Origin of the sequence: Nocardia macrotermitis, assembly GCF_009604405.1 — a bacterium.
Taxonomy (GTDB): Bacteria; Actinomycetota; Actinomycetes; order Mycobacteriales; family Mycobacteriaceae; genus Nocardia; species Nocardia macrotermitis.
This window is the reverse complement of the sequence record NZ_WEGK01000003.1, coordinates 543,749-563,612: the sequence shown is the minus strand read 5'-3', so window position 1 is coordinate 563,612 and position 19,864 is coordinate 543,749. Positions and strand designations below refer to the sequence as shown.

The following is a 19,864-nucleotide window of genomic DNA, read 5'->3' as shown; positions in this document are numbered from 1 at the left end:
CTACCGTTGCCGAATGACCGCCAACGAGTCTCCTCAGCCCGATTCGACCACGCCCGAAGACCCCACTGCCGCTTGGAGTTTCGAGACCAAGCAGATCCATGTGGGGCAGGCGCCGGACGGGACCACCAACGCCCGCGCGCTGCCGATCTACCAGACCACCTCCTACACCTTCCGCGACACCGCGCACGCGGCGGCGCTGTTCGGTCTGGCCGAGCCCGGCAACATCTACACCCGCATCGCCAACCCCACCCAGGACGCGGTGGAGCAGCGGATCGCCGCGCTCGAGGGTGGTGTGGCCGCGCTGCTGCTGTCCTCGGGTCAGGCCGCGGAGACGTTCGCGCTGCTGAACATCGCCGGGGCCGGTGACCACATCGTGTCCAGCCCGCGGCTGTACGGCGGCACCTACAACCTGTTCCACTACACGCTGCCCAAGCTCGGCATCACCGTCGACTTCGTCGAGGACCCGGACGATCTCGAGCAGTGGCGCGCGGCGATCCGCCCGAACACCAAGGCGCTCTACGGCGAGACGGTCTCCAACCCGCAGAACCACATCCTGGACATCCCCGGTATCGCCGAGGTCGCGCACACCGCCGGGGTGCCGCTGATCGTCGACAACACCGTTCCCACACCGTATTTGATCCAGCCGCTGCGGCACGGCGCGGATATCGTGGTGCATTCGGCGACCAAGTACCTGGGCGGCCACGGCACCGCGATCGCGGGTGTGATCGTCGACGGCGGCACGTTCGACTGGACCGTGACCGATGCCGACGGTAAGCCGCGTTTCCCGGGCTTCGTGGAGGCGGATGCCAGCTACCACGGCGTGGTCTACGCGGATCTGGGCGCTCCGGCGTACGCGCTCAAGGCTCGCGTGCAGCTGCTGCGCGACCTGGGTTCGGCCGTCGCGCCGTTCAACGCGTTCCTGATCAGTCAGGGGCTCGAGACGCTGAGCCTGCGCGTCGAGCGGCACGTGCAGAACGCCCAGGCGGTCGCCGAATTCCTTTCCGAGCGTTCGGAAGTCACCTCGGTCGCGTACGCGGGCCTGCCCTCCTCGCCGTGGTACGAGCGCGGAAAGCAGTTGGCCCCCAAGGGAACCAGCGCGATCATCGGCTTCGAGCTGGCCGGTGGCGTGGACGCCGGGAAGCGTTTCGTGGAGGCGCTGACCCTGCACAGCCACGTCGCCAACATCGGTGACGTGCGTTCGCTGGTGATCCACCCGGCCTCGACCACCCACTCGCAGCTGACCCCCGAGGAGCAGCTCGCCGCGGGCGTCACCCCGGGGCTGGTGCGTCTGGCGGTCGGCGTCGAGGGGATCGAGGACATCCTCGCCGACCTGCGGGCCGGGTTCGCCGCGGTCTGAGGACGACACGAAGCGCCGGGCTCCGCAGGGAAGCCCGGCGGCATTCGACACCCTCAGGTACGGGGCGGCGCCTCGGCACATGATCCCGGGCGCGATCACAGCAGGTTCTCCCGCGATCACAGGATCGTCGTGCGATACCGCGAGGACGGTAGGAAGCGCCGGACTCCGCACGAGGCCCGGCGCACCCGGCTCGGCGATCACAACCGGGAGGCATTCGACGTCGCTGCGCGGGGCGGCACCCCACGCATGATCTCGTACGCGGTCCCTATGGCGGGTTCCCGGCGTTCACACGATGATCGAGTACCGCCATATAGCTTGTGGGGCAACGTATTACGAATACAGGCGCAGACCGCGATCGACCGCCCACGGGAATCCGTAGGGTGATGTGCTCATCGGCCGACCTATGCTGGCCGGATGAGCACACCCACGATGCTGGTGAGCGTTGCCGAGGATGTGGATGCGGTGACCACGATCGGTGACGAGGACGACCCGGGCGCTGCCGGGTTGAGCAGGGCGCAGGTCGAGGCGATCTGGGAGTCGGTGCGGGAGTGGTATCGGCTGGGTACCACTCCGGCGATTCAGGTGTGTCTGCGGCGGAACGGGCGGGTCGTGCTCGATCGCGCGATCGGGCACGGCTGGGGGAATGCGCCCGGTGACGATCCCGCCGCCGAGAAAGTGCTGCTGACCCCGGATATGCCGTTCTGCGGATTCTCCACCGCGAAGGGTGTGGCCGCGGCGGTCATGGCCATGCTCATCGAGCAGGGGTATTTCGCGTACGAGGACGAGGTGGCCCGGTACGTTCCGGAGTTCGCCGCGCACGGTAAAGCGGCGATCACCATCGGTGACGTGCTGTCCCACGCGGCCGGTGTGCCGTTCGTGACCGGGCCGTACCGGGGTTTCGAGCTGGTCGTGGACGACGAGCTGGCGGCGCGGGCGCTGGCCGATCTGACACCGGCGTGGCCGCGGGGGCGGTTCCGGGTCTACCACGCGATGACCGCCGGGCTGATCCAGCGGATGCTGGTGCAGCGGCTCACGGGCAAGCGGATGCGCGATCATCTGGCCGAGCAGATCCTGGACCCGCTGGGTTTCCGGTGGACGAGTTTCGGGGTGCGGGCCGAGGATGTCGAGCGCGTCGTGCCGAGTGTCAAGACGGGGCCGAAACCGTCGCCGGTGATGAAGTTCCTGGCGCACAAGGCGCTCGGCGGGGCGTTGAGCGGGCCGATGTCGGCGGAGAAGAATCGCGACTTCCTGACCGCCGAGCTGCCCTCGGGCAATCTGGTCACCACCGCTTCGGAGCTGTCGCGGTTCTACGAAATCCTCACGCGTGGAGGCGAATTGGATGGCATTCGGGTCATGAAACCCGAAACCATCCGGGCGGCGGTCGCGCCGGCGAAGTGGATTCCCGGGGCCGCGGGCAAGGTGAGCCGCGCCGGATACGAACTCGGCGGGCGGCGGTCGAAGTTCGGTCCGAACACCGAATCCCATTTCGGCCGAAGCGGTTTGACCACGCAGTACGGTTGGGCGGATCCGGCTCGGGGGTTGTCCGGGGCGATTCTGACCAGCGGTAAGGCGTCCACCGACGTTCAGCGGCCGGTCGAGTTGTGCGCCCGGATCGCCCGGGTCGTAGGGCATTCGGACGCCGCGGTGTTCACTCTCTGAGTCGGTGGCCGAAATCCGGTCAGGGGCGAATTCTCAACTCGTTGTGGATGATTCGCGCCGCTTTGGCCATGATCGCCTCCGCGCCGGGCTGCACCACCGCCGGGACACGGGACTGGGTCAGGACCGCGACGGCGAGGGTTTGTCCGTCGGCGTGCTCGACGACGCCGACCTCGTGCCGGAAGTTCAGCAGGGAGCCGGTCTTGGAGGACCAGCGGGAGGCGTCGGAGCTGAAGTCCGGGGCAAGGCGATGGCGGATCACGTTGTCCGCCATCAGTTCTCGCGTCCGAGTGGCGGTCGGTTCGGTGATGGTGGTGGGTCGCCACAGGCCCTGTAGCAGGTCGGCGAAGGCGCGTGCCGAGCCGATGTTCGCACTGCCCACGTCCAGCTGCGGCACCGGGTGACCGTGTCCGGCGGTGGCCGCCTCGATGGCGAGGGTGTGCGCCAGATACGCCTGGGCCTGCTCGAGCGCCTCGGCCGGAGTGCGGGTCAGATCGTCCATGAGGTGCCGCACCGCGATGCCGTCGAATCCGAGTCGCCGCAGTTCGGCGGCCACGGCGGCGGGCGGCGTCAGGGCGAACAGCGCGTCGGCCGCGGCGCTGTCGCTCAGGGCGATGCTCAGATACAGCAGGTCCTCCAGCGCGATGGTCGCGGGATGCCGGAATTTCGACACCCCGATCGGCCCCGGCGTGGCGATCGCCCCCGGCCGCACCGTGATCGGCGCGGCCGGATCCAGCTCCCCGCGCCCGATCCGCTCCAATGTCGCCACCACCAGCGGCACCTTCACCAGCGAGGCAATCGGCCACTCCAACTCCGCATCGATCCCCAGCTCATCCCCACTGTCCAGATCCCGCACCAGAATCGACCCGCGCAGCCCGGCATCATCCAACTCCCGCCGCGCCATCCGCACCGCCGTGGTCATCCCCATTGCCGCACAACCCTTCTAACGATTTGCTCTCACCGTCACACCGATTTATGCCAGGCGAGGTAATGCACCCAGTCCCGGCGCGGTCCGACAACAGGTCGGCGGCATCGCGGATGGACGATGACTTTTCCATTGCCGCACAACACTTCTCGCGATCCACTTGCACCGTCACATCGATCTGTGCCAGCTATGCGCCCGGCCCCGAAGTGGTCCGGCAGCAGGTCAACAGCATCACGGGTGGACGATGACTTTTCCATTGCTGCACAACACTTCTCATGATCCACTCGCACCCTCACATCGCACTGCGCCAGGCGATGCAATACGCCTGGCCCGACGCGGTCCGGCGGAAGTTCGACGGTACCCGGGGTGAACGATGATTTCTCCATTGCCGCACAAAACTTCTCACAAACCGCTCTCACCGTCACACCGTTTATGCCAGGCGGTGCAATACGCCCAGCTTCGACGTGGTCCGGCAGCAGAGCGGCGGGATCGTGGGTGGATGACGGCTTTTCTATTGCCGCACAGTGAATTACAGATCCAACCAGATCTTGGGGGCTGGCGCGCGAAGTGGTCGGTAGTTGGTGCTGATGGCATCCGGTGTGGGGCGGTCGGGATTCGTCGATGCTCGGGCGGTGGCCGGGAGTCGGTGAATCTTTGTGTGCGCCGTCTGCGGAGGTGTCGCTTGCTCTCATGGTCGGGTGCCGCCGGAGTTCGGGGTTTCGTTGCCGGGGGGCAGTTGGCCGAGGCAGTGGGCGATTGCGCGGTGAGGGAGGGTGGTGATGCGGTCGGCGTCTTCGGGGTGGGCGGCGGTGAGGTCGTAGCCGCGCGCCGGGGTCAGTTCGCCGATGGGTCGCCAGTTCAGGGCGAGTTCGGCGGCTTGGGTGGGTGAGCAGAGCAGGAGGTCGTCGGAGGCGAGGACGGCGGCTGCGGCGGTGACCAGTGCGGGGCCGACGACGACCTGGATCGGTTGCAGGCCGAGTGCGTCGCGCAGGCGGATGATGCGGTCGCGGATGTGTGGCACGTCGTCCTCGGGCTGGATCCAGACGCGGCGGCGGCGACTGTCACGGTCGGCGCGGCCGGCGCGCAGGGTTTCCAGGTAGAGCGGTGTGCTGTGCGGGCCGCCGGTGTCGGCCAGGCCCAACGGGATTCGCCAGACCGCGCGGTCGTCGGGCACCGCGATCAGGGCCGCGCGCACCTCCTGGGTGCGGACCAGTTCGGCGCGTTCGCGCGGGTCGGCGGGATGCAGGTCGAGGGTGAGGCCGTGCGCGGTGCCGTCGGCGACCAGGCGGGCCAGCGGAAGCGGGCCGCAAAGGGCCGGGACCGCCATTCGGAACGGGCGGCTGCGGGCACGTTCGGCCTCGTCCCACATCGCTTCGGTCAGTTCGACCAGGCGGCGGGCCGAGGGCAACATGTCGCGACCGAAGGCGGTGAGCGTCGCGGTGCGCGAGGTCCGGTCCAGCAGCCGAGCCCCGAAATGTCGTTCCAGCGCGGCGATGCGACGGCTGGCGACCGACTGCGGGATCTGTGCGGCGGCCGCACCGGCGGTGAAACTGCCGTGACTGCTGACCGAGACGAACGCCCGGCAGGCGGCGACGATATCCACGGCCGCAGTCTATGCCGATTCGGCATCGTCGCGGCGCTTTCTGTCTTGGACAGCATCGGTGAGCGGTGCCAGGCTCGTCGTCACTACGCCGCCCATTCCGGTGCGGCGATCACTCGGGAGGCTACTTCGATGTTTCATTCCGTCCGGACCCGCCGGGCCGCTGCCACCGTCGCGGTCGGTGCGGCGCTGCTGTCGGTGTGCGCATGCGGCTCGGAGCAATCCGGTTCCGCGGCGACCGGTACTGCCGTCGCCTCGACGACGTCGGTCGGTGGCGCCGAGTTGTCGGGTCGATTCGGAGCACTGGAGAGCAGATTCGGGGCGCGGTTGGGGGTTTTCGCGCTCGATACCGGGTCGGGGCACACCGTGGAGTACCGCGCCGACGAGCGGTTCGCGTTCTGCTCCACGTTCAAGGCGCTGGAAGCGGGCGCGATCCTGACCACCGCCGACGCCGCCGCACTGGACCGCCGGATCACCTACACCGCAACGGATCTCACCGAATATGCGCCGATCACGCGACAGCACGTGGCCGACGGTATGACGGTGCGCGAACTGATGGATGCCGCGGTGCGCTACAGCGACAACACCGCGGCCAATCTGCTGTTCGGACAGCTGGGCGGTCCCGCCGGTTTCCAACGCGCCCTGCGGAGTCTGGGTGATCAGGTGACCCGCAGCGACCGCCTCGAAACCGCCCTCAGCGACGCCACACCCGGCGATCCGCGCGACACCAGCACACCCCGCACCTTCGCCACCGATCTGCGCGCCTATGTCCTGGGCACCGTGCTGTCCGCCGACAACCGCGCCCTGCTGACCACGATGTTGCGCACCAACACCACCGGCACGGGTCTCATCCGTGCCGGCGTCCCGGCCGACTGGGTCGTCGGTGACAAGACCGGCAACGGTGACTACGGCACCCGCAACGACATCGCCGTCCTGTGGCCACCCCACCGCGCACCCATCGTGCTGGCCGTCATGTCCACCCGCCACAACCACGACGACAGCTTCGACAACGCCCTCGTCGCCCAGGCCACGAACGCCGCCGTCACGGCATTGAACTGAGCCTCGGTTATGCGTCCGCTGCCGACACGTCCGGCTCGCAACGCACCTCGAAGTTGACCGAATTGGCGATGAAACACAGCTCGTGCGCACGCTCATGGATCTTCCGCGTCCGCTCGATGTGCTCGGATTCCGCAATCCGCACCTGCGGCCGCAACACCACCTCCGTGAAATGTCCACCCCCATCGGCAGTTTCGACCATGGTCCCCGACGGACGATCGACGTAATCGGTGACAACCACCCCCTCCTGCGCACACAGCCCCAGAAACCACAACATATGACACTGCGACAAACTCGCGACCAGCAATTCCTCCGGATTCCACCGCTCCGCCACCCCCCGAAACGCCGGATCCGCAGTCCCCGCGATCACCGGCTTCCCCAACCCCGAAACCTCATGCGCCCGTTCGTATTCCCGATACCCACTGGTGCCCGTCCCGCTGTTCCCGGTCCAGGTCACCCCCACTTCATAACGATGAGTCTTCGCCACCACAAACCCCTTTCCCGAAACAAGTCCAGTACACGCCAGTCAACAGATGCCCGCCGATCATCCCCGCGCACCCACCACGCCGACCACCGAATTCCTACCGCGCCGCCACAACGAACACCCCTTCGCAGATGATCGGCGGGAGTGTCGGGCATATCCCAGTAGGGGCGATGCCACGTTCCTCTCGAGCCATGCCGGGCGGTTTCGCTCGGTGCCGCCGGCCGCAAAACCGACAAAAGCCACGCCGACGGAATAACGGGGCGCGAACCGGCGACCGCATAATCCTGACATTGGGAATTTTGGCTCCGGGGCACACATTCGCTGGTCTCGGTACGGCCGCCGATTCCGCAGGCTCGGATGCGGCGTGAATGATCTTGTCGTAAGGGGTATTTCGCGCAGCGATCGTGATGCGCAGCCCGCGCGGACCACCGGATCGGCGTGACCACCGAATGTGAACCAGAGCCGAAAGAGCGACAGAGGCAGATCTCAGACACCTCCCGATTGGCCGAACCAGCTGCCATCTATCGATCGACCTCGGGCTCATGGCTCACGCGAGGGCGGCGGAGGTGAGTCGTTGGGCTGGAGGCCGGGTAGGTGGACTCGGAAGCGTTCGGTGCCGGGGTACTTCTCCCCGAGTGAGGTGGCGGTGAAGCCGATGGCCAGATAGAAGGGGAGGGAATCGGCGTCTGTTTCGGCTGTCAGGTCCGAATTCGGGTGGCGGGAACGGATTTCGGTCAGTAGGTGGCGGGCTGTGCCGGTGCGGCGATGTTGGGCGGCGGTGGCTATGTGCCGGAGGGTGATTGTGGTGTGGTTCAGTTCGTATCCCGCTATGCCGATCGGGTGGGCGTGCGCGATCAGGGCGAGAAGTACTGTGGCGCAGTTGGTTCGGTAGTTCTCGCGGGCGGCGGTGAGTCGGGAGGGGTCGCCGCCGATCGCGGTGTACAGGAGTTCGGCCACGGTGGGGTCGGTGGGGTCGGCGCGAATGATTCGGGGTGGATCAGTCGAGGTCGGCGACAGCGAGTTCGGCTTTGACGAGGGCATAGGCTCGGGATTGGTTGTAGCCGCGGCGGGCGAGCATGCCTACCAGGCGGCGGATCAGCTTGTCGCGGTCCAGGTTTCGGGCGCTGGTGCGGAGTTTGCGGTGGATCAGGGTGATGGCGGCATCGTCGGGGTCGGTATCGGAGGCGGCGTGAGTGTCGGCGAAAGCGTCTGCGACAGAGGTGCGACTGTCTGCGGCATCATCACGATCGTGCCGGATGTCATCGTCGTGCCAGGCGTCATGGTCACGCCGGGCATCACGGTCGAGTTGAGCATCGCGCTCGGATCGAGCAGCACGGTGACGCCGAGCGTCCCGGTCGGCCGAATGGTCATTGTCGGTAGTGCGGCGACCGAACGGCATGGCGCGGGTGGTGTTGTCGTCCAACGTGGTACGAGCCGGTGGTTCGGGGCGGCGCAGGGTCGAGCCCGGGCGTTCGGGGCGGGGCGGGGTCGGGAGGTCGGCCTCGGCGACGGCTGCTTTCACCACCGCGTAGGCGGTGGATGGGTCGTAACCTTTGCGGGCCAGCATGCCTACGAGGCGGCTGGTTGCCTTGTCGCGGTCCAGATCTGCGGGGAGGGTGCGGAGTTTGCGGTGGACCAGGTCGGTGGCGCGGGTGTGTTCGTCGTCGGTGCTGATGGATTCCAGGGCGGGGGCCGCCACGTCGGGGGCGATACCTTTGCGGCGCAGTTCCTGAGCGAGCACCTTCTTGCCCTTGCCGGAGTATGTGTGCCGGGAATGCACCCACTGCTCGGCGAACGCCGCATCATCGATCAGCCCGACCTCGGCCAGCCGATCCAACACCCGCTCGACGACCGCGGACGCAAACCCCTTCTCCGCCAACTTGTCCGCCAGCTCGGCCCGGCTACGAGCCCGATCCGTCAGCAACCGCAAACACAGATCCTTGGCCTGCCCCTCGGTCCCACCCGCCCGCTCCCCCGCAACGCCCGTACCTTGCCGCCGCCCACCGCGCCGGAAACGCCGCCCGGAATCCCCCGCATACCCATCGGACTCTGGGCCGCCGCGGAATTCAGGGGTGGCGGGGCGCGATTCGGGTCGGGCGCGGGGTGCGGAGTCGCCAGCGTCAGCGGTGTGAGAGCCGCCCGGAGGACGTTCCGCAGCGTCCGACTCGATCGGACCACCGTCGGACCGCCACAGGCCGCCGCCCTCTCCGGGAGGCTTCCGACGGATCGAACGGCGTTGCGGGCGAACGGAATCGTCGAAATCGTCGGGGCGCGCTCGACCGCCGGACTCCAGTTGTTCGAGTTGGCGGCGGAGGCGCTCCACCGCTTCGAGCCGAGTCGCGCCGGGGTCGCGGGCAGGCCCGGACCCCGGCGGTTCCCGGTGCGGCATCGGTTAGAAGTCGACGGGTGCCTCGGCACCCGCGTCTGCGGTGACGTCGGCACCGATGCCGAGCTTCTCCTTGATCTTCTTCTCGATCTCGTTGCGCACGTCGGTGTTCTCCAGCAGGAACTTGCGCGCGTTCTCCTTGCCCTGGCCGAGCTGATCGCCCTCGTAGGTGTACCAGGAGCCGGACTTGCGGATGAAGCCGTGCTCGACACCCATATCGATGATCGAGCCCTCCTTGGAGATGCCCACACCGTAGAGGATGTCGAACTCGGCCTGCTTGAACGGCGGGGCCACCTTGTTCTTGACGACCTTGACGCGGGTGCGGTTGCCCACCGCGTCGGTGCCGTCCTTGAGGGTTTCGATGCGGCGGATGTCCAGACGCACCGAGGCGTAGAACTTCAGCGCCTTACCACCGGTGGTGGTCTCGGGGGAGTTGTGCACCATCACACCGTCTACGAAGTAATTGTGATTACCCTCTACCTCGATATCGAACCGGTGCATAGACCGAGTCTCCGGCTTAACATGAACATCGAGCACTCGGGCAGGCACCAACTTTTCTACCGGCTCGGAGAACTCAGGAACAACGTTGCCCAGACCGCGGAACCTGGGCAGCAGTTTGTATTCCATCGACGGGGCCATATAAGGCGCTACCAGCTCCTGAAATTTTACACTCGACTGCGTCGAGAACACGAGCACCGCAACCTGCGCTGCGCCTGCTGTCCGCAACCGCACATCCAAATTGTAGGTGTCACGCAGATAGTCACGCAACCGATAGCGCGACCCCTCTCCCATAGCCTCGACACAGATTTCGATGCGACCGCTACCACCAGCAGTCCGTTCCTGCAATCCCTTGGAGCGCACGGTGAATGAGCCATCATCCATGTACCAGACAGCCAGGGCCAGCGGTGTGAGAGCCTTCAGGTATTCCTCGGAAAGGAACTTCTTTCCGTCCCCCATGTAAACCGCACGCTGCAACTCACCGAGTTCCGGCAACGGGGTGAAGTCGGCGAACTTGGCGCCTTTGGCATTTATCCGTTCCGAACGCTCGATATTACCCAGCAGCGAAACCTTCCAGTCCAGGTATTCGTGCTGCTTTGCGCCATGCCCCATCCGGAAGCGAACACCGTTACGATCGTGCCGATTCGGCGAAAGGTTACCGTCGCCCATCAACGATCCCAGCACAACCTGGAACTGTTGTTCACCGAGTCGGTGCGTCTCTGTCGACATAACGCGATCACCAGCGATGATCTCCCCCGCTTCGCTCCAGCCTCCAGGGGTTCGGATGAGATGATTCGGAGTCGCGGCGAACTGAGCACGACCGTTGCCGGTCGACTTCTCCACAGTGAACTGCAGGAAATGGTCCGCAGGGCCATTGTCGAACCAATTCACCACGCGCCGAGGAACAATCTGATTCGTGTCAGGGTCGTACGACAACACCTCGACGTCCATCTTTTGATTGACGATCTTTCCGATTTTCTCGGTGGTGCCGTCTGCCAGCTGCACACGAGTGCTGTAATTGAAACACCCGAACATGACGCCGATCTTCTCGCGCAGCTGGTTGATGAAGATGGCGGTGGTGCCGGAGTTGTTGAGCGCACTGGTCATCTTGCGCAGGGCCTGGCTCATCAGGCGGGCCTGCAGACCGACGTGGCTGTCACCCATCTCGCCCTCGATCTCGGCGCGGGGCACCAGGGCGGCCACCGAGTCGATGACGATGATGTCCAGCGCGCCGGAACGCACCAGCATGTCGGCGATTTCGAGCGCCTGCTCACCGGTGTCGGGCTGGGAGACCAGCAGGGCGTCGGTATCCACGCCGAGCTTGCGGGCGTACTCCGGATCCATCGCGTGCTCAGCGTCGATCATGGCCGCGACACCGCCGTTGGCCTGGGCGTTGGCGATCGCGTGCATGGCGAGCGTGGTCTTACCGGAGGATTCCGGACCGTAGATCTCGACGATGCGACCGCGCGGCAGGCCACCCAGCCCGAGGGCCACGTCCAGCGAGATCGATCCGGTCGGGATGACCGAGATGGGCTGGTGCGCCTCTTCGCCGAGGCGCATCACCGCGCCCTTGCCGAAGCTCTTCTCCACCTGAGCCAGGGCGAGTTCGAGTGCCTTGTCGCGATCGTAGGCCTGTGGTGCCATCGTCTGTTCCCCTTCTCACGGGTTCGTTGTGTGGTTGGCGCCCACAGTAGAGGGCGGCACCGACAAGTTCCGTCGACCAGCTTAGACGAACACGTGTTCGAGGCAAGCGACACGCTGGCAACCGCCCTCGAACCGCAGGCCCCGGCCCGTTTCAGCCCCTGCGCTCCGGCGGCGCCACCGCGATCCGGTCCGCGCCCATCAGCGCCTGGGCCTGCTTGAACACCCGCAGCGAGGGGTGACCTCGACGTCGCTGATGCCGTCGAGCGAACCCAGCCGCTCGGTGACGTACCGGTACAGATGCGCGGTGTCCCGGCACACGATCGAGGCGACCAGATTGGTCGCGCCCGTGGTCGCGGCGGCGAACGCCGTCTCGGGGAAGGCCGCGACGGCGGTGCCCACCGCGTGCAGATCGGCCGGCCGGGTCCGGATCCACAGCGACGCGCGCACCCCGTACCCCATCCGCTCGATCGATATCGTTCACACCGCGAGACCGGCGAGGACCGTCACCGACGCACGACGGTCACCAGGTTGACCAGCGGCGCGCCGACGTGCCCCGTTCCCTCCTCGGTCGCCGGAAGCGTCCGCCCCGCGGCCCGCAGATACTCCGCCAGGCCGGTGCGCTCGGCATCCCAGCCACGCTCGGAGAACCACTGTGCCGCATCGGATCTCGGCTCGTTGTAGATCAGCCGCGCCCAATCGCTCTTGGCCTCGTCACCGTCCTGATCGGCCGCGGCCAGTTCGGTGTAGGTCTCCCGAGGCAGCGGCGTCATCTGCTCGATGGCGGCGCGACTGCCCGCCGCACTGGCCGAATCGAGGGTGCCGAACAGCTGGTCCTGCGCCTCGGGAGTGATGTAGATCAGCAGCCCCTCCACCAGCCAGGCGGTCGGCATCGAAGGATCGAATCCCTTGTCCCGCAGGGCATTCAGCCACTCCTCCCGCAGATCCACCGCGACCTCGCGACGATCGGCCAGCGGTTCGACACCGGCCGCGGCCAACGTCTCGCGTTTGAAGTCCAGCACCTGCGGGCGATCGAGTTCGTAGACCACCGCGCCTTCCAGGCAGTCCAGCCGGTAGGCGCGGGCGTCCAGCCCCGCCGCCAGAATCACGACCTGCCCGATGCCCGCTTCCCGCGCAGCCTTCAGATAATCGTCGAGATACCTTGTCCGCCCGGCGATATGGGCACGAAACGACGTCCCGAAGTCCGCCGACCGAAGAATGTGATCGCGGGTGAGTTCGGGATCGGGGTCGGCCAGCAACGCCCATTCCCCACCCGCGGCCCGCAGGAACAACTCGGCCAGCGGATCGACCACGAGCGGATCGTCCTCCCGCCCGGCAAGAGTCCGCGCGGCCGCCACGAACAGCGCCGTGGACCCCACGCTGGTGGTGATATCCCAGTCGTCCATATCACTTCGCATGGTCGATCACGCTATCGGCGACCCACCGAAATCAGCAGCCACCACGGCCCTGTCGGCGATTTTCCTCCACCACCGACGGGCCACCGCGCGTTTCCGCCACGAACGGCCACCACGCAACCGATTCGTGCAGCCCACATCGCATACCGGAAGACCACTCCGCCGAATCACCCGCGATATCCGCACCCACCGAAACCTGTTGCGTGCGTGAACAAGCACACTCCAGACATTCACCAGCAGTCGACGGGACATCGAAACCCGTTGCCCACGTAGCCAACAACGCCACCGGCCACCGACCGAACGACGAAACCCGCTGCCCGCGTGGAGAACAGAATTCATCCACGCGGACAACGGGTTTCGAGGAAGACCTACTTCAGCGTGCTGCCCGCGTCCACCGTCATCGGGAGCCCGGTGATGAAACGGGACTCGTCCGAGGCCAGGAACAGCACCGCGTTGCTGATGTCCACGGGCTCGACCCAGCCGACCGGCAGGACGTGCATGAACTGCGCGACCGGGGCGAAGTCCTCCTTGGTGGGGTTCTCCAGGTCGGGGCGGAACAACTTCATGGTGGCGTCGTTCATGAACATGGGGGTGTTCACGTTGGTGGGGTGCACCGAGTTGACGCGGATGGAGTGCTGACCGAGTTCGACCGCGAACGCGCGCATCAGGCCGACGACGCCGTGTTTGGCGGCGATGTAGTGGCCGGTGTTCGGGTACGCCTTGAGGCCGCCGACCGAGCTGGTCAGCACGATCGAACCGCCCTGACCACCCGAAAGGATGTGCGGGATACCGGCTTTCGCGGTCTTCCAGACACCCGAGAGGTTGATCCCGATCATGGTGTCCCAGTCCTGCTCGCTGGTCTTGTCCAGCGTCTCGCCGCCGTTGCCGATACCGGCGTTGGCCACGATGATGTCCAGCCGGCCCAGCTGTTCGACACCGATGTCGACCGCGGCCTTCAGCCCGTCGAAGTCCCGCACGTCGACCTCGGCGGTGACGATGCGGCGGCCCAAACCCTTGACCAGGTCGGCGGTTTCGGCCAGATCGGCCGGTGTGGACGCCGCGATGGCGTCGCTACCGCTCACCGGCTTGCAGACGTCGATCGCGATGATGTCCGCGCCCTCCTGCGCCAGCCGCACCGCGTGGCTGCGGCCCTGACCGCGTGCCGCACCCGTGATGAAGGCGACCTTGCCTTCGACCCGTCCGGTCATTTCTTCCTCGATTCGTTGTGCTGTCGAAAGTCGCCTTCCCCGTGGAAAGGCTTGATGTACAAGGGAATCCGTGCGTCCGGGGTTCGGGCTCAGGGATTCGGCGTGAAGTTGATGTGCAGGTTGGACAATCCGCGCAGGATGTAGGTCGGCTCGTAGTCGAAGTGCCGATCCCCTTCGGGCCCATGATGTTCCGCGTCGATCCGGATGTCGAGCATCCGATCCAGGATCCGCTCGAGCGAGATCCGCCCCTCGGCCCGCGCCAGCGGCGACCCGGGGCAGGTGTGGTTACCGCGCCCGAACGCCATGTGCTCACGGAAGTTCTTGCGGTCCAACCGGAATTCGTGCGGGTTTTCGAACCGCCGCGGGTCCCGGTTCGCCGCACCGGGGCAGACCATGACCTTGGATCCGACCGGCAGTTCGACGCCGCCGACCGTCGTGGCCCGCTTCGCCAGCCGGAAGCCGCTCTTGACCGGCGCGTCCATCCGCAGCGATTCCTCGATGAAGACCGGGATCCTGCTGCGATCCGCGCGCAGCGCGTCCTGGATGTCGGGACGCTCGCCCAGGATCCGCAGCGCGGAGCCGAGCATCTTGGCCGTGGTCTCCTGTCCGGCGCCGAACAGGAAGGTCGCGGACCGCACGACGTCGATCACCTCGGGGGTGGACCCGTCCGGGTACTTGGCCTGCGCCAGCTGGGTCAGCACGTCGTCGCGCGGGTTCTCACGGCGGTCGCTGATGTAGGCGCTGAACTTCTCGTCCAGCCATTCGAGCGGGTTGCCGACGACGATGTCGTCGTCCAGCGAACCGACCCGGGTGCCCGGACGCTCGGCGCCGAGCACGACGCGGAACTGCTGGTGGTCCTCCTCCGGAACACCCAGCACATCGGCGACAACAAGCAGCGCAAAGGGTTTGGAGTACTCGGTGAGGAACTCGCAGCTGCCGTTACTCACGAACTCGTCCAGCTGGCGGTCGGCCAGCCGCCACATGAAGTCCTCGTTCTCCTTCAACCGCGCCGGGGTGAGCAGGCGGTTCAGCAGCGAACGCGCGTAGGTGTGCTCCGGCGGATCCATCGTGACCATGTGCTCGGACATGGGCATCCCGGCGCGGTGCTGTTCGATGAGCGCGCCGATGTCATCGCCCTCGATCTCGAAGGGCAGCGGCGGGAACGGCCCGCCCACCGAGATCACCGAGGAGAACAGGTCGGGATCCTTGAACACCTCGGCCGCCTCCTCGTATCCGGTGACCGCGTACACACCGTGATGCGACTCCTGCGACACCGGGCATTTGGCCCGCATGTGATCGAAGTACGGGTGCGGGTCGGGTACTAGCGACGGGTCGGTGAAGTAATCGACCGAATCGAAATCAACCATCCGGAGATCTCCTGAGTGAGCTGGGCAACATACGGATGGTAACACAGTTACCCAATAGCGTGAATGAGGTTCTCATCGGGTCGAATCCGCCCCGCGAGACGGCTCACAGCAGCAGAATCACCGGGAAGCGGCAAATCCCGCCGCCACCGTGGCACATGGACGACACCACCGGGAACCACCGAGCGCGACCACCGCGAACACTCACACCGAGCCGCACCGACACTCCCCGCGGCTCACGTATGACGCATCAGAGAATGAGATTCTCCCAACTGGCGAGCAAGTTACTTGTCAGATGGAATGAGAATCCCATAATCACCAGAATAACATCTCATTCTCCTATATAGTACATCCATGTTCTCACCAGATGACCGGGGAACGAGGCAGCGGTGACCAGCCCTAGCGAGAAACCAGCCTGGAAGCAGCGAGCCGTCGAACGCTCCCTGCACACCGCCAAACTGCGCGCCGAACAGCGGGTGCAGCGGTTCCTGGACGCCGCCCAGGTGATCATCACCGAGAAGGGCACGACCGACTTCACCGTGCAGGAGGTCGTCGACCGCTCCCGGCAGTCGCTGCGCAGCTTCTACATGCAGTTCGACGGCAAACACGAACTGCTGCTGGCCCTGTTCGAGGACGCGCTGGCCCGCACCGCCGATCAGCTGCGCGCCGCGGCCGACGGCCGCACCCAGCCGCTGGACAAGTTGCGCACCGCCGCGGTGCTGCTGTTCGAGCTGTGCCGCCCCGATCCGGACACCGCGCGGCCGCTGTTCACCGATTTCGCGCCGCAGCTGCTGATCTCGCATCCCGGTCACGTGAAGACCGCGCACGAGCCGATGCTCACGCTGTTCACCGAGCTGATGGAAGCGGCCTGCGAGGCCGGGCAGCTGCGTTCGGAGGTCGCCCCGCGCCGGATCGCGGCCATGCTCATGCAGACGCTGATGTTCATCGCGCAGGCCGCCGCGACGTCCGGCGACGAGGGCCAGCAGCCGATCAGCGCCGACGAGGCGTGGGATTTCTGTGCCCGCGGCTTCGTCCACCGGGACGATCGAGCCCAGCGATGACCGGCGCGCGGACCGCCACCACCGGGGTCGTCGGTGCGCGCGTGCCGCGCCTCGAGGACGCCCGCCTGGTCACCGGCGCGGGCACCTTCGTCGACGACGTCACCCGCCCGGGCCTGGTGCACGCCTGTTTCGTGCGCAGTCCGCTCGCCCGCGCCCGCATCGGCGAGATCGACGTCTCCGAGGCCCGCGAACTCGACGGCGTGCTGGCCGTCTACACCGCCGCGGAGCTCAATCCCATCGCGCGCGAGATCTCCTACGACCTGGACATGGCCGGTATGCCGCCGGTGCCGCGCCCGCCGCTGGCCGAGGAGGAGGTGCGGTTCGTCGGCGATCCGGTCGCCCTGGTGCTGGCCACGGATCGGTACATCGCCGAGGACGCCGCCGAGTTGGTGATCATCGACTACGACCCGCTGGACCCGGTGGTCGACTACGTCACCGCCGCCGACTCGCCGAATCTGGTGCACGCCGGATTCGCGGGCAATTCCGCCGGGGAGATGGGCGGGCGGCCCGCCGGCGACCTGCAGCCGATCTTCGATGCGGCCGCACATGTGGTGCGCCAGCACATCTTTCAGCAGGCATATCTGCCGGTCCCGATGGAGACGCGCGGTCTGATCGCCGAGTGGTCCGCGCCGACCGCGGAGATGACGGTGTGGATCTCCACCCAGTCCCCGCACGAGGTCCGCGCCTTCTGCGCGCGACTGATCGGCGCGGACGAACACCAGGTCCGGGTGATCGCCCGCGACACCGGCGGCGGCTTCGGGCTCAAACAGCTGCCGCTGCGCGAGGAGACCTGTGTACTGCTGGCCGCGCGGGATCTGGGCCGGGCGGTGAAGTGGATCGAGGACCGCCAGGAGAATCTGATGGCCTCGGGCATGTCCCGGCACGAACATGCCGAGGCCGCAATGGCTTTCGACGCCGAGGGCCGGATTCTGGCCGCGTCCATCGCGCATGTGCAGAACGTCGGGGCGTATCCGACGCCCTCGCCGATCATCGGCGGCATTCCGGTCGGCATCCTGTTCCCGGGACCGTATCGGGTCACCGAGACCTCGTTCAGCGCGAAGTTCCGGTACTCCAATACCGTTGGCCGCGTGGCCTATCGAGGGCCGTGGCAGTTCGAATCGGTCGCGCGCGAGGTGCTGCTGGATCACGCGGCGCGCCGGATCGGCATCGATCCGATCGAACTGCGGCGGCGAAACATGTTGCGCCGCGACGAATTACCGTGGGCGAACCCGAACGGGATGACCTACGACAACATCTCCCCGCTCGAAACGCTCGAGCAGGCCGTCGAGATGCTGGACTACGAGGGTTTCCGCGCGGATCAGCGCAACGCCCGCGCCCAGGGCCGCTATCTCGGCGTCGGGACCTGCACCTATGTGGAGCCGACCACCGGCGCCACCCCGTTCCTGGCCACCGAGGGCGCGACCATCCGGATCGAGCCGACCGGCAAGGTCAACGTCTACGTGGCGGGCGGTTCGGCCGGCAACAGCCTGGAGACCACCGTCGTCCAACTCACCGCCGAGGCCCTGGGCGCGAGGTTGGCCGATGTGCGAACCATCCAGGGCGACACCGCGATCACCCCGTTCGGCGGCGGCACCGGCGGCAGCCGCTCGGGGTCGATGACCGCGGGCGCGATCGAACAGACCGCGGCGGTGCTGCGCGCGAAGATCCGCGCGATCGCCGCGCAGCGGTTGCACACCACCCCCGAGGAGATCGATCTCGCCGACAGCCGGGCCACTGTGCGCGGCAATCCGGACAGCGGCCTGAGCCTGCGCGACATCGCCGATATCGCCTATTTCCAAGCGGATTCGCTGCCCGAGGGCGTCACGCCGGGGCTCGAGGCCAGCGGGCGGTACAAGACTCCGCAGATCGCGATCTGGGCCAATGCGACGCACGTGTGCACCTGCGAGGTCGATATCGAGACCGGCGAGGTGACGCTGCTGCGCTACATCGTCAGCGAGGACTGCGGCCCGATGATCAATCCCAATGTCGTGGAGGGGCAGATCTACGGCGGCACCGTGCAGGGCATCGGCGGCGCGCTGTACGAACATCTGCCCTACGACGAGGACGGCAATCCGATCGCCACCACCTTCCTGGACTATCTGCTGCCGACCGCGACCGAGGTGCCCACGATCGAGATCGGGCACGTGACGACGCCGAGTCCGGGGCCGGGCAGTTTCAAGGGCGTCGGCGAGGGCGGTGCGATCGGTTCGGCCCCGGCGGTACTCAACGCGGTCGTCGACGCGCTCTCGCCGTTCGGGATCGAGATCCGCGAGCTGCCGCTGTCCCCCAGCCGGATCGTCGAGTTGCTCGACCGGGCCCGGGAGACGGAGCGATGAAACCCGCTGCCTTCGACTATCATTCGCCCGCCACCGCCGCGGAGGCCGTCGCCCTGCTGGCCGAGCTGGGCGAGGAGGCCAAGATCATCGCGGGCGGGCAGAGCCTGGTGCCGATGCTCGCGCTGCGGCTGGCGGTCTTCGATCATCTGGTGGATCTGCGGCGTCCGGCCGAACTCCGCGGCATCGAGGTCGGCCCGGATTCGGTGCGGATCGGCGCGGGGACCACGCATGCGGCGGTCGGCGCGTCCCCCGAGGTGCGGCTGGCGGCGCCGCTGCTGTCGCGGGCGACCCCGCTGATCGGGCACTTCCAGATCCGCAATCGCGGCACCATCGGCGGCGCGATCGCCCACGCCGACGCCGCGGGCGAATATCCCGCTGTCGCAACGACTCTGGACGCGGATATCGAGGCCCTGTCACCGCGCGGTCACCGCACGATCCCGGCCGCCGACTTCTTCACCGGCATGTGGGGTACCGCACTGGAACCGGACGAGATCGTCACCGCGATCCGATTCCCGGTGCGGCACGGCCGATCCGGCTTCGCCATCGAGGAATTCGCCCGCCGCACCGGTGATTTCGCGATGGCGGGCACGACCCTGGCGGTCCAGCTCGACGCGGACTCCCGAATCTCGCACTGCGCCATCGGTTTGTTCGGCCTGGCCCCGACCCCGGTCCGGGCCCGCGCCACCGAGGCTGAACTCCTCGGGCGGCCGGTCGCCGAGGTCGCGGCGCGGGACATCGGCGCGAGCGCGACGGCGGAACTGACCGCGATCCCCGCCGACGTGCACGGTTCGGCCGCATACCGCCGCCGGGTGGGCGCGACCATGGTGGCGCGGGCCTGGCGACGCGCCGTGCAGGAGGCGAGCATTAACGGTTCCCT

General features: G+C 67.0%; 14 protein-coding genes and 2 pseudogenes. 6 read left to right on the top strand and 10 right to left on the bottom strand.

Going from position 1 to position 19,864, the window contains the following annotated elements:
- The first annotated feature begins 13 nt into the window (after positions 1-13).
- Together NRB20_RS09850 and NRB20_RS09845 are read left to right on the top strand one after the other, a co-directional pair.
- A complete protein-coding gene (locus NRB20_RS09850) occupies positions 14-1,357 on the top strand; it encodes a bifunctional o-acetylhomoserine/o-acetylserine sulfhydrylase (protein WP_153409642.1) in 1,344 nt (447 codons plus the stop codon).
- A 414-nt stretch (positions 1,358-1,771) separates the two neighbouring features.
- On the top strand, positions 1,772-3,016 hold the full coding sequence (locus tag NRB20_RS09845; protein WP_153409640.1) for a serine hydrolase: 1,245 nt from the start codon (positions 1,772-1,774) through the stop codon (positions 3,014-3,016).
- Between the two features lie 19 nt (positions 3,017-3,035).
- Here NRB20_RS09845 and NRB20_RS09840 read toward each other — a convergent pair whose 3' ends face one another.
- Both NRB20_RS09840 and NRB20_RS09835 read right to left on the bottom strand, forming a co-directional pair.
- Positions 3,036-3,941, bottom strand: a complete 906-nt coding sequence (locus NRB20_RS09840; protein ID WP_153409638.1) for a serine hydrolase — start codon at positions 3,939-3,941, stop codon at positions 3,036-3,038.
- Positions 3,942-4,626: 685 nt separating this feature from the next.
- Positions 4,627-5,541, bottom strand: a complete 915-nt coding sequence (locus tag NRB20_RS09835) for a LysR family transcriptional regulator (RefSeq protein ID WP_319944684.1) — start codon at positions 5,539-5,541, stop codon at positions 4,627-4,629.
- Between the two features lie 129 nt (positions 5,542-5,670).
- Here NRB20_RS09835 and bla point away from each other — a divergent pair, with 129 nt between their 5' ends.
- The gene (gene bla, locus NRB20_RS09830) at positions 5,671-6,597 is read left to right on the top strand and encodes a class A beta-lactamase (RefSeq protein WP_153409636.1); all 927 of its coding nucleotides are present in this window, start codon (positions 5,671-5,673) and stop codon (positions 6,595-6,597) included.
- Between the two features lie 7 nt (positions 6,598-6,604).
- Here bla and NRB20_RS09825 read toward each other — a convergent pair whose 3' ends face one another.
- The 8 genes and pseudogenes from NRB20_RS09825 to NRB20_RS09785 form a co-directional block, all read right to left on the bottom strand.
- On the bottom strand, positions 6,605-7,081 hold the full coding sequence (locus NRB20_RS09825; RefSeq protein ID WP_319944683.1) for an OsmC family protein: 477 nt from the start codon (positions 7,079-7,081) through the stop codon (positions 6,605-6,607).
- 537 nt (positions 7,082-7,618) lie between these two features.
- A complete protein-coding gene (locus NRB20_RS09820; RefSeq protein ID WP_194289776.1) occupies positions 7,619-8,035 on the bottom strand; it encodes a GNAT family N-acetyltransferase in 417 nt (138 codons plus the stop codon).
- Positions 8,036-8,564: 529 nt separating this feature from the next.
- A pseudogene (gene recX / locus NRB20_RS37975) lies at positions 8,565-9,098 on the bottom strand (recombination regulator RecX); the annotation flags it as partial.
- A 372-nt stretch (positions 9,099-9,470) separates the two neighbouring features.
- Complete coding sequence (gene recA / locus NRB20_RS09805; protein ID WP_153409630.1) at positions 9,471-11,606, bottom strand: intein-containing recombinase RecA; 2,136 nt, start codon at positions 11,604-11,606, stop codon at positions 9,471-9,473.
- Between the two features lie 198 nt (positions 11,607-11,804).
- Complete coding sequence (locus tag NRB20_RS09800) at positions 11,805-12,065, bottom strand: Lrp/AsnC family transcriptional regulator (protein WP_227833343.1); 261 nt, start codon at positions 12,063-12,065, stop codon at positions 11,805-11,807.
- Positions 12,066-12,109: 44 nt separating this feature from the next.
- Positions 12,110-13,021: an SAM-dependent methyltransferase gene (locus NRB20_RS09795; protein WP_153409628.1), complete on the bottom strand. Its 912-nt coding sequence runs from the start codon at positions 13,019-13,021 to the stop codon at positions 12,110-12,112.
- A 365-nt stretch (positions 13,022-13,386) separates the two neighbouring features.
- The gene (locus NRB20_RS09790) at positions 13,387-14,226 is read right to left on the bottom strand and encodes a mycofactocin-coupled SDR family oxidoreductase (RefSeq protein ID WP_153409626.1); all 840 of its coding nucleotides are present in this window, start codon (positions 14,224-14,226) and stop codon (positions 13,387-13,389) included.
- A gap of 89 nt (positions 14,227-14,315) precedes the next feature.
- On the bottom strand, positions 14,316-15,593 hold the full coding sequence (locus NRB20_RS09785) for a cytochrome P450 (protein WP_153409624.1): 1,278 nt from the start codon (positions 15,591-15,593) through the stop codon (positions 14,316-14,318).
- Between the two features lie 386 nt (positions 15,594-15,979).
- Between NRB20_RS09785 and NRB20_RS09780 the strand changes: the two genes are divergently transcribed.
- The 3 genes and pseudogenes from NRB20_RS09780 to NRB20_RS09770 form a co-directional block, all read left to right on the top strand.
- The gene (locus NRB20_RS09780) at positions 15,980-16,651 is read left to right on the top strand and encodes a TetR/AcrR family transcriptional regulator (protein ID WP_319944682.1); all 672 of its coding nucleotides are present in this window, start codon (positions 15,980-15,982) and stop codon (positions 16,649-16,651) included.
- A complete protein-coding gene (locus NRB20_RS09775) occupies positions 16,648-18,987 on the top strand; it encodes a xanthine dehydrogenase family protein molybdopterin-binding subunit (RefSeq protein WP_153409622.1) in 2,340 nt (779 codons plus the stop codon). The genes NRB20_RS09780 and NRB20_RS09775 overlap by 4 nt, the downstream gene beginning before the upstream one ends.
- Positions 18,984-19,850, top strand: a pseudogene (locus NRB20_RS09770) (FAD binding domain-containing protein); the annotation flags it as partial. The gene NRB20_RS09775 and the pseudogene NRB20_RS09770, both read left to right, overlap by 4 nt.
- Between the last annotated feature and the right edge of the window lie 14 nt (positions 19,851-19,864).

Excerpts from the sequence above, each read along its gene's own strand:
- NRB20_RS09850 (WP_153409642.1), top strand. The coding sequence starts at position 14 with ATGACCGCCAACGAGTCTCCTCAGCCCGATTCGACCACGCCCGAAGAC.
- NRB20_RS09845 (WP_153409640.1), top strand. The coding sequence starts at position 1,772 with ATGAGCACACCCACGATGCTGGTGAGCGTTGCCGAGGATGTGGATGCG.
- NRB20_RS09840 (WP_153409638.1), bottom strand. The coding sequence starts at position 3,941 with ATGGGGATGACCACGGCGGTGCGGATGGCGCGGCGGGAGTTGGATGAT.
- bla (WP_153409636.1), top strand. The coding sequence starts at position 5,671 with ATGTTTCATTCCGTCCGGACCCGCCGGGCCGCTGCCACCGTCGCGGTC.
- recA (WP_153409630.1), bottom strand. The coding sequence starts at position 11,606 with ATGGCACCACAGGCCTACGATCGCGACAAGGCACTCGAACTCGCCCTG.
- NRB20_RS09800 (WP_227833343.1), bottom strand. The coding sequence starts at position 12,065 with ATGGGGTACGGGGTGCGCGCGTCGCTGTGGATCCGGACCCGGCCGGCC.
- NRB20_RS09795 (WP_153409628.1), bottom strand. The coding sequence starts at position 13,021 with ATGCGAAGTGATATGGACGACTGGGATATCACCACCAGCGTGGGGTCC.
- NRB20_RS09790 (WP_153409626.1), bottom strand. The coding sequence starts at position 14,226 with ATGACCGGACGGGTCGAAGGCAAGGTCGCCTTCATCACGGGTGCGGCA.
- NRB20_RS09785 (WP_153409624.1), bottom strand. The coding sequence starts at position 15,593 with ATGGTTGATTTCGATTCGGTCGATTACTTCACCGACCCGTCGCTAGTA.
- NRB20_RS09775 (WP_153409622.1), top strand. The coding sequence starts at position 16,648 with ATGACCGGCGCGCGGACCGCCACCACCGGGGTCGTCGGTGCGCGCGTG.